The organism is Alteromonas sp. W12 (assembly GCF_001924945.1).
GTDB lineage: Bacteria > Pseudomonadota > Gammaproteobacteria > Enterobacterales > Alteromonadaceae > Alteromonas > Alteromonas macleodii.
This window is the reverse complement of record NZ_LQXH01000007.1, coordinates 172510-187622: the sequence shown is the minus strand read 5'-3', so window position 1 is coordinate 187622 and position 15113 is coordinate 172510. Positions and strand designations below refer to the sequence as shown.

General features: G+C 37.4%; 10 protein-coding genes and 1 pseudogene. 1 reads left to right on the top strand and 10 read right to left on the bottom strand.

The window, feature by feature from the left end; translation table 11 throughout:
- Positions 1–93: 93 nt before the first annotated feature.
- On the bottom strand, positions 94–822 hold the full coding sequence (locus AWH61_RS08405) for a hypothetical protein (RefSeq protein WP_075176801.1): 729 nt from the start codon (positions 820–822) through the stop codon (positions 94–96).
- Between the two features lie 166 nt (positions 823–988).
- Positions 989–1225: pseudogene (locus AWH61_RS20360) on the bottom strand (IS3 family transposase); the annotation flags it as partial.
- A 295-nt stretch (positions 1226–1520) separates the two neighbouring features.
- On the opposite strand from AWH61_RS20360, the gene AWH61_RS08400 reads away from it, so the two are divergent.
- Complete coding sequence (locus AWH61_RS08400; protein ID WP_075176800.1) at positions 1521–2771, top strand: protein NO VEIN domain-containing protein; 1251 nt, start codon at positions 1521–1523, stop codon at positions 2769–2771.
- Between the two features lie 572 nt (positions 2772–3343).
- On the opposite strand, the gene AWH61_RS08390 is transcribed toward AWH61_RS08400, so the two are convergent.
- The 8 genes from AWH61_RS08390 to lepB all read right to left on the bottom strand — a co-directional run bounded on the left by AWH61_RS08390 (position 3344) and on the right by lepB (position 14395).
- Positions 3344–3970: a hypothetical protein gene (locus AWH61_RS08390; RefSeq protein ID WP_075176798.1), complete on the bottom strand. Its 627-nt coding sequence runs from the start codon at positions 3968–3970 to the stop codon at positions 3344–3346.
- Positions 3961–5247 carry a tyrosine-type recombinase/integrase gene (locus AWH61_RS08385; protein WP_075176797.1) on the bottom strand — a complete coding sequence of 429 codons (1287 nt, stop codon included), beginning with the start codon at positions 5245–5247 and terminating at the stop codon, positions 3961–3963. The genes AWH61_RS08390 and AWH61_RS08385 overlap by 10 nt, the downstream gene beginning before the upstream one ends.
- A gap of 481 nt (positions 5248–5728) precedes the next feature.
- Positions 5729–6598, bottom strand: a complete 870-nt coding sequence (locus AWH61_RS08380) for a hypothetical protein (RefSeq protein ID WP_075176796.1) — start codon at positions 6596–6598, stop codon at positions 5729–5731.
- The gene (locus AWH61_RS08375) at positions 6598–7983 is read right to left on the bottom strand and encodes a hypothetical protein (protein ID WP_075176795.1); all 1386 of its coding nucleotides are present in this window, start codon (positions 7981–7983) and stop codon (positions 6598–6600) included. Before AWH61_RS08375 ends, AWH61_RS08380 begins: the two co-directional genes overlap by 1 nt.
- Before the next feature lie 11 nt (positions 7984–7994).
- Positions 7995–8792, bottom strand: coding sequence for a hypothetical protein (locus AWH61_RS08370; RefSeq protein WP_075176794.1), 798 nt, complete (start codon positions 8790–8792; stop codon positions 7995–7997).
- Between the two features lies 1 nt (position 8793).
- Positions 8794–10155 (bottom strand): hypothetical protein, encoded by a 1362-nt coding sequence (locus tag AWH61_RS08365; RefSeq protein WP_139308979.1) that lies wholly within the window; start codon positions 10153–10155, stop codon positions 8794–8796.
- 1079 nt (positions 10156–11234) lie between these two features.
- A complete protein-coding gene (locus AWH61_RS08360) occupies positions 11235–13313 on the bottom strand; it encodes a hypothetical protein (protein WP_139308978.1) in 2079 nt (692 codons plus the stop codon).
- A gap of 62 nt (positions 13314–13375) precedes the next feature.
- The gene (gene lepB / locus AWH61_RS08355; RefSeq protein WP_075176791.1) at positions 13376–14395 is read right to left on the bottom strand and encodes a signal peptidase I; all 1020 of its coding nucleotides are present in this window, start codon (positions 14393–14395) and stop codon (positions 13376–13378) included.
- Between the last annotated feature and the right edge of the window lie 718 nt (positions 14396–15113).

Below are 15113 nucleotides of genomic sequence, written 5' to 3'. Positions count from 1 at the left end.
AGGCCACTATGCAAAGAGGCCATCACTTAATATTACACAAGAAATTAAAGGCAGTATGCTGCTGAAATTTTATTCTTCTAACATAATTTTAGACTAAAAATCATCACACAATTTTTCATCCACAAATAGTGATAATTTTCCAGGCGCACTACATAGATCTTCTTTCGGGCATTTTTCAGATAACCTTGTCAAATCGAAAACTTCTGGTGATTTGTTTAATAATTTTCCGTCTACTTCATCAATAGTCATATCAATTAATTGATCATAAACAAGTCTAGCTTGATCAGCTGCATTTACTATACAAAGAGAATTAGATGTTGTGGACAGCAGTCCTACAATTCCGTTTAGGATTTCTGCTCCTTCATCGATTTCTGGACTTTCAAAAAGAGACCTGATTCTAATTAAAGAGGCCCCAGCTGGTTTGTTCAATACAATCTGATAGTACTTCAGGTATTCACTCTCTGCTTCCTGACAACTTCTACCAGTAAGTCCAATGACGTAGGGTTTGTCTAGCAAATAATCTGGATTTTCATCGCAATTAGCTTCCTCTAAAACAGACAGTATCATTGCCTGATGTTTGACATAAGCTAATTCCTTCGGAAGTTCAGATTCAAGTAATGCGATAGCTTCAGACTGCTTATCTCTTAATTGATACTGCTTAGAAACCCAATTCGTTCCGAATGTTAAAATCACCCCACCTAAAACTGTAATAACAAATGGATTTTTAAAAAACTGACTGATAAAGCTTTCTTTCTTTTTAGGTTGATTTAGGTTCGAAACTAACTCTGAAAGCAGATCAACCAGTGTGTCAAATTTAGACATTGAGCATTCCTTTTTATATAGGGAGAATCGCTATTTGCTTCCTATACCAATCTTATCAATGAGTTAAGACTTGGTGTGCTAATCACCCAGCCTATATGGAGATTAATGCGCGTGTTGAATCGCTAATGCCAACCTAGATATTTCCCAGTTGTTGGATGTAGCGTTTTTAATACTCTACTGGTGAATGCCGATCATTGGAACCATGTTTGCGTTTGCAGTTATGAAATATTTCGATGCAGTCGAATATATAGCTTCAAGCGCTTTATCTTGTTGAGTAGCTGTTCTTTTTGATTCCTTCTCGCATCATAAGTTGGAAGAAACCTTACCAAACTGCGTTGTCATGACAGTTTCTATGTCGACTCATACTTCCCTCTGGACCATTTGCTATCAGGAATGACTGCCAAGTCATAGCTGATATTTCGACTTCCTTAGTCTGATTGGAACGTCAGTTAATGCTTGAGATGCCAAGGTCATACAGTCATCAACAGAGCATTTTTTCAGTATTGAACCTACTGGAAAGTCGACACGTGCCTACGAAAATTTCTTGTTGAAAGAAAAAGCCTTTTTCTAGTGAATAGACTACTGCTTATTAGTAGACTGTCTAAACGATCTTAAGTTAAGTTACTTGTGGTGCTATTTTTAGTATCACGACTTATTATTAACTAGTTAATGGAATATTACGGCCCATAGGGAATCATATGAAGGCGTTAAAAGTAGGTAAAACTTATACACATGATGTTGTCTGCGAATACACAGCAGGCGGTAGATCTTATATAAGGACATTTGATAATGAAGTGAAAGGTTTCGCTATTTCAGCAGATATGAACCCATTTGCTCCTGATATATTAACAGTTGGCGATAAAGATTCTGTAGTAAAAGTTACTAACTTACTTCGACAGCAAAATGGTGTGTACCCGTTGTTTATCAAGCTTGGTTCCAATAGATGGATCTATAAAGGTTTATTTAGAGCAAAAAGCTTCGACTCAAGTTCAGTGTCTAAAAGAGCTTATAGCGGACACCGTGATCCACGCAGTCTTTACTGTATTATTTTCATGGAAAGAGTCAATTTAAGAAGTGTTGAATATAGCCAGAACACAAAAAAGATAAAGAATCTAAAAAAAATTTGCTCTTGTTTAGATAGAGCTGACTTCCTTAGAGCGATAGACTCTCTGAGAACCGGTAACTCCAACTACAAAGTAATTTACGGACCTTCAACAAAATTTGACTTACTTCATGGCTCAGACAGGTATCCACCGATTGCCGTATTAGCGACTGCTATTTCAAATGTTTATGGCCAGGATATCCCCAGTAAAAGTATAGATGGCGGCGAAAGCTCTGTCTGTTTCTCAGTACTCAGAGAGTATAACTTCTTAATCGTGCCAAAAGCAATCAACAGTGTTGACGAAATTGACGTTTACTCTATGCCTCTACCTAATGTGATTTGTAAACCTTCAGAGAAACTTAAAGAAAACTCCTCTCAGTTTAATTCTGTAAAAGGAAAAATTGATTACGAAAAGCTCCACTCTAAAAACACAAAGCTTGGGTTAAAAGGAGAAGATTATGTGATTAGATATGAGCGTGAAAGACTCAAAGATATTGGTTTAGCTGAGTACGTATCAAAAATCACTCATATCTCAGATGAAAGCGATGTTTATGGTTACGATATTCTCTCTTACGATTTAATAGACGACAAAGTTAAAGAGATTTACATAGAGGTAAAGACAACTTCAAGTGATAACGAAAAAAAACCATTTTATATCACTCAAAACCAACTAAACGTTTCGAAAGATAAAGGTGAGCAATACCGTCTATATAGGATCTTAAATTTTCGCTTCGGTGCAACCCCCTTTATTTATGAGGTCAGAGGAAGCCTCAAAGAGTCTTTAAGTTTAATAAAGCAAACTTACATCGCCTTACCATATGAAGAAGATAAACAGAAAAATTCGTGAAACTCTTTACAAGTATCATATTAATAAAAATCTAACTAAAGAATCTTAGAGGAAATTATGCAGTGGATTAGCTGATGCTTTAGAAAACAGAAGTAGCTCTGGTGGTTGCTCGCTCATTTAAAGAAAAAGCGAAAATGATGAATCATGATGATATTGTACAGAAAACACAAACATAAGACTAAAATGGATGATAAAAACACTTCTATTTTTTGAAGTTGCGTTTGCTTTTGTATGCATATATCTAATTCAAGATACTTCTCTCCACGGATTGCAATGTATTTGCCAGAGCTACGCTTTACCGCGATGATTTTTGGGTCATCTATCGGAAATGCTGTCAACTCCATAATATTGTTAGCAGACTCAGAATTTAGAACTGAACCGTACCACTTGTTTATTGGAATACTTGGCTTATTTGCAGTATTGACAACAAACTCGCCAAGAGTCGAGAAAGATCAGGTTTCGCAGTTAGTACGTAGTCTGACTCAGGATCAGCTTGAGGTGCTAATAAAATGACTGAGACTTACAAAGTCAAAAAACTTCATTAGCCAATCGACCTTAATTAAAGCGAGAATTCAATACTCATTAAACTCATCAAATATAACTCTTATCGTTGAACTTTCCATCTCTAAAGAAGTTTGTATTTTCGCTGAATTTCCGTTGTAGAAAAATGCAGTTGAGCAATAAGCTAAGTTTAGCTCGCCACATTTTTCTTTGATCAATTTTGTCGCTAGAGTTGATGGCTCTGAAGAGTCAGTGCCGTGTTGTACAACAAGCATCACTCTTTTGATGAGGTCTTTCGAAAACAGATTATTTATATGTTTAGGAATGCGGTCAATAAGCTCTGCTCGAATAGCTTTTTTATCGGCGGTCTCATTCGGAATACCCATAGGGAAAGCATTTGTAAACACAATCGGTGAAGAATTCTTTTTAAAACACAATTTTTTAAGAACACCCGAAGAGCCTTGTGCCCCAAAATACTGTTTAGCAAATTGAGTATAAGCTGTAACCCAGACCCCTCCTTTCATTGCAGAGAACTCATCCACATCGATAATACCAATATCATCTGTTAAGACATCTCCGTAATTAGGTTCTCGACCTATAGTCAAAATCAATGGAAAATCTTTTTTCTCAGTATCTCCGACGATATACATAAGTGGGTGTGAAATCTTTTTAGTCCTTTTTTGTAAATCTATATACAACCACGCTTCTTATACTCAGCTTCCCAAGTTTTGAAGCGCTGTGTAAGTAACTCTCTAGTTTTCAATCCTCGTGCGAGCGCACGTTTGCTTTTTGCCCTTTCTTCTTTGTTTTCGAACGTTACTCCGGATAGCTCCTGCTCAAACATACTAGGAACGACATGACTGTAATGTTGCTCTATCATCGCAATACTAGTACCGCATTGTCGAGCGAGTACATCAACTCTTAAAGTTCGGCTAAGTAATTGCCATGTTATGTAGGTGTGGCGCAACGAATAGAGTGTTCTAGGTCCATCTGGGCTGGTCTTTAATCCAGCTTCTTCTAAAGCTGATACAAAGGTTCTGCCTAGCTCATTGGTACTTGAGCCGTCAGCTAGTACAAATATCTTGTCAGACGGTCGGCGATTCGGAAAACGTTCCATTAAGTTCATTAGGGGGAATACAAACTCATCTTTGCACACGACGGTTCTCGTCCCAGTATGTTTTGTAGTCTTACCCTTCCTTACCTTAATCTTAAAAATAACCTGGTGCTCTTGCCTTGTCATGAGGATGTCAGCCCAAGTTAGTTCTTCCATTTCAGTGCCGGGACGAATACCTGTATTGATGACTACGTCAGCATAATCAAGCAACAACTCTCTTATTTGTCTAGTCTTTTCCTTGCGGCTGTTGTCCCTCATGTTTTCTAGAGTTTCAACAACCTTCTCATATTCAACTTCACTGAAAGCAGCACGTCTAGCCCCCTGCTCTCCTTTGTTACTTAATACTGGAACCTGAACTGGCAACATCCATTGGTTTTCGACAGCAGCCTTAAACACCATTTGTAGCGCAGCGTTATGATTTAGCAGAGTGGATTTGTTAAGAACCTTACCAGCCTTTTGTATTCGCCATATGTCGAATTCTTTGAGCTTGTCTTGGTCAATAGAAGTGATATACGTGCGGTCAAAAAATGGAATATGATATTTTTTCAAAGCCCCCATGTAGTCTTTGTAGCTAACTTTACCGCCGCCGTGCGCAAGCTCATGCTCCATAGCTAGAATACTCTTCGCAGCTACATCGCGAAAACGCTTGCTCGTTGTAAGAGTTCCTGTTTCCGCTTTTATTTTCCACTCCATGCGTAGCAATCTAGCCGCTGCAATAGCTTCTTCTTTATCAACTTGTTTAGTTGATTTGCAGTGCCATTTCCCGAAAAGTTGAAAACGGGCGTACCACTTTTTACTGTTATCTTGCAGGAAAACGTAGAGCGTGTCGTCGATGTCGTGTCTTGCTAGCTGCTTAGCCATAAATACTCATTTGCAAAGAAAAAAATAATGCGCTTACTTCGAGTATATATGGCCTAGTGACAATAGCTACCTGTTTTATATAAACATTTTTGATTATGTTAATTTATCGCTAACATTGTCTGCACACATTTGACTGACTACATCTCTTCAGTATCTGAAGGCTTCATGAAACAGAATAATCCAGTTTTAATTACTATCAACTTCATGAAAGTTTTTGTTCAAAAAATCTCCACCTTGAACCAAAAGATGGAATGTTAGAGTTCATCGAGCTTTAAACTTGTTTCTATTAGTAGCGTTAAGCTGATTTATATTAACGCTACTAATGGTAAGGTTCTAATTTATCGCCACTTGAGCACAGTTTTCAGCTTTCTGACAAAACGGCATGATCTCAGCTTATTTTTCTTTCGCGCTGCTAGCGTATCTAGCTGACGACACTGCTTCAAGAACGCAACCCTCTCTTCACTGTTCTCTAAGTTTGTATTCATAATAAAAGCTTATAAAAATGACGCTCTATAGCGATTAAGTAAGACTTAAAAGAATCTTTGCTGTCCGCTTCATCAACAATTTTGACAAAATGGCGACATTCCTTAGTAACAGAGTCTTGATATAGCTCATTGGTGGCTTTCCAAAAAGCCCGTTTGTCCGCATACTGCCCCAGTGCATCTGTAATAAAAGGCATGCCATCAACCCGCCCTTGAAGAGCATCAGGCCATGCACGATTAACAAGTAAGTGGTTCTCGTGGATGGTCACTTGATAGACAAATTGAATATTGCCGTCTTCATCAGCCCAACAAGGTGGGTGGTCGAGACCATTTCCTTCATCACCCAAACGCTGCCGGAGATTAGCATTCTGCCCTTTCAGCATCTGCATGTCATCCATGATACGCTTTGCTAACTCTTCCGGAGTTTCATTAACAGTTTTCTCGTCTTTTGCTTTGTTTGAGGCCTGTAGAATCTTGACTACATTAATGTATTGGTCGAGTTGACCAGCATCCATCTCTTTTTCAGGTAATTGAGCTTCTAAGTCTTTCTGGCGCTGAATGTAGTTAATAGCCTTCTCAGTATCTTCTGATAACCCTTCAAATACCGCATCCGGCGAAATCAGAGTAGGAGAATTAACGGCTTCTCTCATCGATAAGGTCGTCGCAATCAAAGTATTATTATCCTGCTGGACTTTTTCTAGTTGAGCCTCAAGTTGCTCGTTTTCCTGTAATGCTTCATCTTCTTTGGCGACCAGCTCCCCAATTTTCAGTGCTGCAAAAGCAAGCAAAATGAAAAAAAAGATAAATGCCAGTTCTGTCAGCGATGTCTCAACGATAGATTGAGACTTATCGGGAGAAATATTACTCATTAATCCACTTTTGCCTCAAGTTTTTGGAGAGCAGAATTCAGACTGCTATAGAGATTCTTGAGATCTTTTGCAGCAAGCTCATTCATGGACTTCAGAGACAGAGAAGCATGTTCAACAGCAGATAGTGAGTTTTCCATTTTCTGCGACGACGCCGCAAGTATATCATCCTGCTGCTCGATATGTTTCTTCGCATTTCCTAGTGACGCTATGAGGCTTTCGTTAAGTTCTCTTAAGGTAGTAATCGAACCTTTTTTCTCATCAAACAGGGCAGCTTCTTTTTCCAGCACCTCGTGGTGTTTATTCATGATCTTAGCTGAGGATAGCGATATCACTTCCACATTCTTTATATTGTTGCTTATTTCCTTAATTATCTCTTTTTGACCCTCTATTTGTTCAATATAAGCTTGCGTAGCATCCGCTATGGCTTGTTTCGACTCTTTGGTTAGACTCTGCAGTTCACCTTTGTTGCCTGCTACTGCCGTAGCGACACTCTCGAGTGAACGATTTAGGGCCTCGACTTGCGCTTTTGCACTATCTCCAAAAATACCGATGAGTTTATCCTGACGCCTCGCCATAGAGTCTTCAAAAGAATCATATTGAGTGACCAATCTTCCATTCGCAGCAGCAACTTTGTCAGTAGCGTCTTTATAGCTCATGGAAAGGGCTGATGCTCCTGCTGAAAACGTTTCCAATGCATTCGTCACGGACTTTTCAACTAACTGCGGATCGACTTTCACCTGATCTATCCGGGAACACAAGTTATTCACTGACAAGTCAATTTGTTCACTGATTGCCTTGGTCGTGGTATTCAGCCCATCTCCCGCGTGCTTGAATGCGTCCTTTGTATCGAGTGCCGCTTGACCTATATCTGTGGTGATAGCAACAAAATCACTAGTCACTTTCTCAGTCATCGTTCGAAGTTGAGCGAGAAACCTATCCATTTCCCGTTCAATTTCACGGTCAAGCCTTTCCCTGCGTTCAGTAGACTCCATGGAAAAGGTCGTGGTGACTAAACGTGCGACTAATCCTATGATTGTCGTTGTCATAGCTGCTCCAAAGGACCCGATAATATTTGAAATTGAAACGTCTGCATCACCTAACGACACTAGAGAAGCAGTAAGCGCAACAAGCGTTAAAATAAAACCAAGGTAATAGTAGCTGTCCCCTATGATGAGGGCAGGAACGTCTACTTCAGCTCGCACAGTCCAAAAGATATAGCCTGACAATACAATTACTGGCACTCCTATTGCTGTCCAAGGTGAACCGATTATTGTGCCGAACGCAGTGCCGATACTGCCTACAATAACGGCTGAAATAAACAGCTTTCTAATCGCGTGCTTTTCAATACTTTTTAAACTTAAACCTGAAAGATACTTTGACTGCATGATTCTCTCTATTACTTAACCATCTCAACGTCTTCAACGACGCCATGACTCTGCCTAACCAAATTCTCCCAAAAGACCATGTGCTTGTTTGTTTGCAATTGACGATAGGCTGGACGAACCACATACATGAATTTCACTGAAACTCCATCGAGATACGGCAACGAGGATTTGAGGTTTGCATTTGAACTGACTTCATTTTCGCTAAAGGAGCTCCTGTAATGTGAGAATAAAGGTGAATGTTGCAGCAGATCGGAAACTACGATTAGCTCTTTAGATGACGCTTTCGAACTTACAAACGCATCGATAGACACATACTTCATGCCTTCAATGATTGGAGACTGCTCGGCAGTGGGAACATTCTCCAAGTCGTTGAAAAGGGCCGCAACTTTATCGAAGAACCTTTCACGCCAACGCTCTTTTAACCGACGAGGGTTACTATCTAATGTACTCTTGTCGCCGCCATCCCCTGGATTGCAAACACTGATTGCAGCCGCGAGCTCTTCAGACGACGCATTGAGATAGTAGATGTCAAAACGCTGATATAACTCAGCGGTCTCCACTATTTCATCAAGTTTTTTCTTAAGATAGAAAGATTGATCACGAGACAATGAATCTGTCGTGTCAATCAAAATCGCAGTACGTTTATAAACCCCTTTCACGGGGCAGTTTGTTTCCTTATCAAGCACAATCTTGGCGCTGACTTTACTGAAATACACATACGCACCTGCCCCAAATGCAATTAAAACAACAAGTAATAAGGAGATGCCTATAGCATTCTGCTTGTTCTTTTTTTGTCTTCTCCGAGACATTCTAAAGCTCCTCAACCTTTTCTTTGTAAATCTGAAGCAGCTGATTTTTTATCTCAGGTAACCGGTTGGCAATTTCATCTCGACGTTGCCTTACGACAGAACGCTTGTCTTCTACAGCATCAGGATGAAAATCATGAGAAAACTCTGATTGGGGTCCTAGGTCAAAATATGAGGGAGCTTCGTCTTCTCGGTTTTGCTTGTTTATCTGGCGATAAGTAAGCACACAACTTTCAAAAACCTGCTTGTGCGCAGCGACAAATCTATCCAAAATAGAAATCTGTTGCTTAATAGTTCGATGGCTTCGCTCTAGACGGTCTGCTCGCTCCTGACAAATATGAAAATTTTCGTCAACCTTTTCAAGATATTCTGCGTGCAGTTCATTCATGGATCTATGCCATTCATTAAGCACTTCAGCTAAATCATCGATGGCATCTCTAAGCTTTCTGTCAATTTTTCCGAATTTCGGATAAGCATCATCTGACTTGTAGGCATCAATGATAACAATCGTCGTAAGAAGCAGCCCAATGCCAAAAAGCATCCAGGATGCTGTTTGAGACAATGCAAAAGGTGATTCTATAAATCTCTCTACAGCAAGTGCATTCGCATTGTCCGGATCAATGCTTAAAGCCGTTCGGTACTGGCCCACAAGAAGATTCCAAGCTAGGGCAAGACATATTAAAACCATTCCCCCAACTCCAGCGGCAACTTTTTTAACTTTATCGACATGATTTAAGTATCTGAGACACATCCCGCCGACAAGCCAACCAATCACCAGATTGATCAGAGAAGCAACCAATGCTTGCCCTGCCCCACCGAATAACCCCAGATCATTCCCCTCGGCAAAGAACATCGCATTTAAGCAAGTTTCACCAAGAACAATGAAGGCAGCAATACCATACACAAGCCATTTACTTTCAGGATAATCCGCTTCCCGGCGCAAATTGTTTTGGCGTTTGAATTGCTCGAAATCAGTTTCCAGCCGATCAACTTCGGATTTTGCCTGAGAATGCTCAGTCTTATAGGCCGTGAGCTCCACAGCAGATTCTTTCTCGAACGAGTCAGGAAGTTGCAATAGTAGAGACGCTTCAGCTTCGATAGAGATTGATTCAATTGAACTTGCTACAGCATCATAAGCTTTTTGAGCGCTTAAGCTGGCCTGGTGAATCTTTTTTTCTATCGCGCCTTTTATAGTTAATTCAGCTGAGTCAGGCGATTTATCAGAACTGAATGGAAGATTCTTTTTGCCATTTCGCTTGGCTATACCCTCTACGTCTAGTTCATCAAGATACTTAGCTTCTTCTGGTGTTTCCCAGTCGATAGGCTCAAATACGCCAATCATTTTTTTGTCTTTATTCAGGATCATGCACTTCTCAACACTACAAATCTTGATTCAAAACCCCAACACGCAGAAACAGTTAGCGACTACATATTTTGGAATCAGCAGTGATGATGAGGAAGGTGATTAAGCATGTCTAAGACAAGCCTATACAGCAGACCGGACCATCCATATCCAGCGGGTTGGAGAGTAACTTCATGACATTAATTTACAGTATGTTGTTTCCCAAAGCTAGGTGGTTAAACTCTAAAGTCATTACTTCGAGCTTAGGCGTACAAATTCAAACCACAAATCATCTAATCATTGTCATAACGACACGATAACAACCTATGACGAGTTTTAGTCTGCAATCCGTGGAAGCTAATTCATAGTTATTAGCCCGCAGTTTGCACAACCGAAGCCGTAAAATGTGATGAGCTCTGATTGTTCCATTTAGATTATATGTAACTTCATGGCAGTAGCTAGTTGTTTTACATGGATATTTATAGGTTGCGTTAATACACATTAACATTACTATTTGCATACGGCTTAGCTTTGTATAGTTCAGCCACTTACGCACTGGGAGCTTATCCACTTCACAAATGTATAAACTAATTTGAAAAGATGTCTCAGCCATGTCAATTGGGTCAGTGAACAGACAGCGGCAGCTTTTTGCGTCATCAAATCTCCTTAAAAAGTCATAAAATTTTAATCGAATAACAGACAAAAAATATAAGTACCGTTCAACAAAGGCTCTGAGTTTTTCTTTAAGAAAAAGAATTTAATACTGTTTTCACTAAAATGCATCACTATATTTTTTCAGTACCATCCACTGATCGAGTTGCGAATTATCTCTAAACGCATTGGGGTATGGCTAACATTAAGTCACTGGCTATTCACTAAAACTTAAATATTTGTGCAAATACGCTTGATTCTGATATCGTGATCCTTCGTTCAACTGCCTGTAAATCTCAGTAAACACTTCTATATGTTTGGCGACTCTGGGGTACCACCCAAGCCAACAGGCAGTAGATATCTTCTCACCTTTTAGCATAGGTGGTGCACTTACTATCTAGATTCGAGAATTAAAAACATATTTAAATAAAAAAGGGGCATTAAGCCCTCTTTTATATTTCATCAAATAGATTTTCAAAGCTATCTTCTAGAATATTTAGACAACCCAATAATGATTCTGAATTTTTCATAAAGTAAAAAACCTTGATAGTTTTATCATCAGAGTACATTACAATGTTTTTTTCAGTACCATCTAGTGATTCTAAGTTCTCATAATTTATCATTCCAAAAATCACCATAAAAAATAATAGATAAATTCCAATTTTAAAAGATACTCTTTCAACTTTAAAAATTAAAATTATAAGGTTCGCAATATTCAATAAAATAAATACTGTAGAAATAACCATTATAAATACAGGAAGAATAGAAAGTTTTGCAAACGAGTCGAGCAACTTCATTTCTACTCGATCACCTCTAAAGTTTTGTATTTTGATACCGCCCTCTAATTGCTTTCTCTTTTCAAAGTAGTCAGTTAGAATTTCATGCGCTCTGGTTTCAAAATATTTATTTAGACCAACACCTTTATAAAAAACATTCCATTTTCCATCTGATTTACTAAAAAATGGTAGATTTTCCTTTATAAACACACTAACACCTGAAATATTATAAAAACCTATTTCATCAGCGTTTTTAGGAACGTTTCCATATTTAGCAACATAATCAGATGTATTCATATTGATTAATCTAGCAATTTCATTATTCAACATATTCTGACTTTTGTTTTTTAAGTATTTAGGAAATTCCCTTGCAAACATTGTTGGGCTATATGGATCATAACCATTAGGCAACACCCATCCTATGTCAGCAAAAGATTTTTTCAACATTCTTTTCCCAAATTCACTTCTGAAAAATTCATCTCTAGAATGAATATCTCTATTAAAACCAAAATAATACGAATTAATAAAATCAGCTACAGACTTAAAGGCTAAGTGTACTTTTCTTGATTTTTTTCTTGCATCACAAATCAAATATTTTCCATCTAGACTAAAATCTATATCAACATATTGAACTTTATTCTCTCCATTTCTAGAATAAAATACATTAACAGCATTGTTTTTTAATTTTTCTTTATCGAAATCAACATCAGTAGGCAAAGTATTAACTAGGCTACAGATATCATCACCATAAGAACTCATTTTTGAATTGTAATCTTCAAAAAATTTATCATATGATTTTTCAACACCGTAGTATTTTTTATGAATAAATTGAGCCGCTTTCAATCTACTTTCAATACGCTTTATAACTGCATAATTGTAAAAATGATTCCAATAACTAATGTATTCATCCACAGAAGAAAATTTAAAATCAAAATCATAACCTATACTCCAAGAAAAAGAGCTTTCTTGAGTTCCTTTTCTCGTTTTATAAATATAATTATCATATGTATTATCTTCATCATCTTTATCATAATTTGATACAAAAATAGACAGAATCAATGAACGATATTTCCCATATAATCTTTCTGCCTGAAATTTATATGTTTCGAATTCGCGTCTTTTTTCCCTATCAGTATATTTTTTATTTGCACTTCTTTTTATATTATCCATTGCACGAAGATAATTCATCCACATTTCATTCAAAATTTCTGAATCAGTTGCCCACATTTGAAATGCAGTATTGTATTCATAATCAGAGATATTGTTCTCAATATTTTGAGCAAAAACAACATTGTGCTTTTCAGAAAGATAAGACAATAGTTTTTCATTATCCATGCTAATATATGGTAAAGAAGCCAAGTATATTTTATATTGACCATTTACATCTTTATCTTTGACTTCATACAATACATTTTCCCTATAGGTAGAAACAAGTATTGCATCCCTTTTTATTTCAGTAGGAATTCTTTCAACAATTAAATCCAAAGCCTTTTCTTGAGCAAAGTAAAAACCAACAAAAGAAAGGCACACAATTACTATCTTAACAATTAAATTGATTAATTTAAATTCTTTGAATTTGATGTACGAAGATACTAAAACCGCTAGACCTAAAGAAGAAATCATTCTTCCTATTATCTCCAGTTTTTCAATATCATCTAAAGAAGGATTAGAGGATACCAAATCGATAAGCTTTGCTCTAAAAGCAACTTCTATCAATATATATAGAAATGTAAAAACGATTATAAGAACTTTCATTATTTATTATTTTATGATTGAATGAAAAAATTCGATGCATTATATATTCGGCCTATCCACGCTTACAGAGCAATCATAAACCTTACAGTATCTAACTCGCCAGTCAGGTATTCCCATACATCATAAATATTTATGATGACAAAATGATTTTTTGAATTGATGTCTCTTTGCTTGACAAGTCCAATGTACCTACTATCCTTACTCATATTTCTGTTGTCACCAATCATTACGAATGAGTTCTCTGGAACTAAAAATTCTTTAAAGTCTATAATTAGTTTTTCAGCATGTTTATCATTAAACCCATCGGCGTATATAACTTGATATGACTTACCAATACTGTTCACTTCTTCAAACGTGTAATAATTTATACAAGCTTGACTCTTAAATATTTTATTCTCAACATCCTTGCTTGGAGTTTCATGTAGTAATAATTCTCCCCCATTAATATAAAACCTGTTATCAATCATCTTTATCCTGTCACCTTCTTTAGCAATAACTCTTTTAACAAACATTGTATTTTCATAAAAGAAGTTAACAATATCTCCACGCTCAGGAGAACCTAAGAATATTATTTGTTTAGCAAGAGGTATTTCTAGGTTGTATGCTAGTTTCGAAGCAAAGACAAGATCACCCTCTTTAAGGTTAGGGTTCATTGAAGCACTTGGAATTAAGTACCATGTAAATAAAAACTGTCTTATTAGGATAATTCCTAAAACCAGAATAAATACTCCTTTATTAACTACCAAAAAATCTTTAAATTTATCCAATAAACTTACTTTCGCTTGGGTATTTAACTGGTAGTTATGACCTTCTAATGGCAGAAATCTTACCCTGTGACTTTGTTTGTAATTTAAGCTCTCTTTGCATTTTCCCATCATGGTAATCAAAGGTGTAACTACACTAAAAAGCAAGTGCATAACTTTTATTTTTTGTCTGCAGTTTTCATGGTTATTTTCAGCACTTTCTTTACTCTGCTTGTATTTTAAGCGCAACTTACGTTTCCGCTCATCAAACTGTACACGCTGTCTTTCTTCCAACGCTGCTTGCTTCCCTTTAGTACTAGCCGACGAATTTTTAAACATAGGTTTTTGCTTCCATCATACCTGATTTGAGTTTTCTTATTTCCCTTAGCGTATATAAGGTTTGGATACTTTCGTACTCAACTCCCTTTCACGGCAAGTGCAATTATATTTGTCGTAACGTGCGTATAGTTTGCTTTGATAGCAGATTCTTATTTTAAAGTAAGTCAGCCACACAATTCATAACAGATACAACGCGCCTGACGATACTACCTAAACCCCTGTTCGCCATGATTGTAAATATCCTTATTGGCAATGGACTTTCACGGCGCTTAACGACGTTTAGCCAAAAAGCGTTTTTCTAGACTAAACCTTCAGTGATAGATATGCGAGGACTGTAGCCCCACTCATACAATTATCCAATACCATATTTATTTTGATTTTCATGGTCAGCGTCTGCTTAATTGGCTACCTTATTTCACAAGGCAAAGGTCTCCTCCGTGTAGGTAAATGCCATCCCAAATAGCCACCGCCTACGCATAATCGGTGTACCACATAATTATTGTATTGACTAATGTTTATCCCAAAGTCCAACTAATTAAGGTCAGTCGCAGTATCTTTAAATTCGTCCTGTTCAAATGATCTGTCATTTATTAATGATCGAGTTAGCTCTGCCGCTTAATGAGAATACAGCTACGAACAATTTCGCCAATCGTTTTATGTTTTTCCCCGTCGAGTTCAACGTTTATTTCAACCGCAAGTTGCATTCGTGCTTATTTAG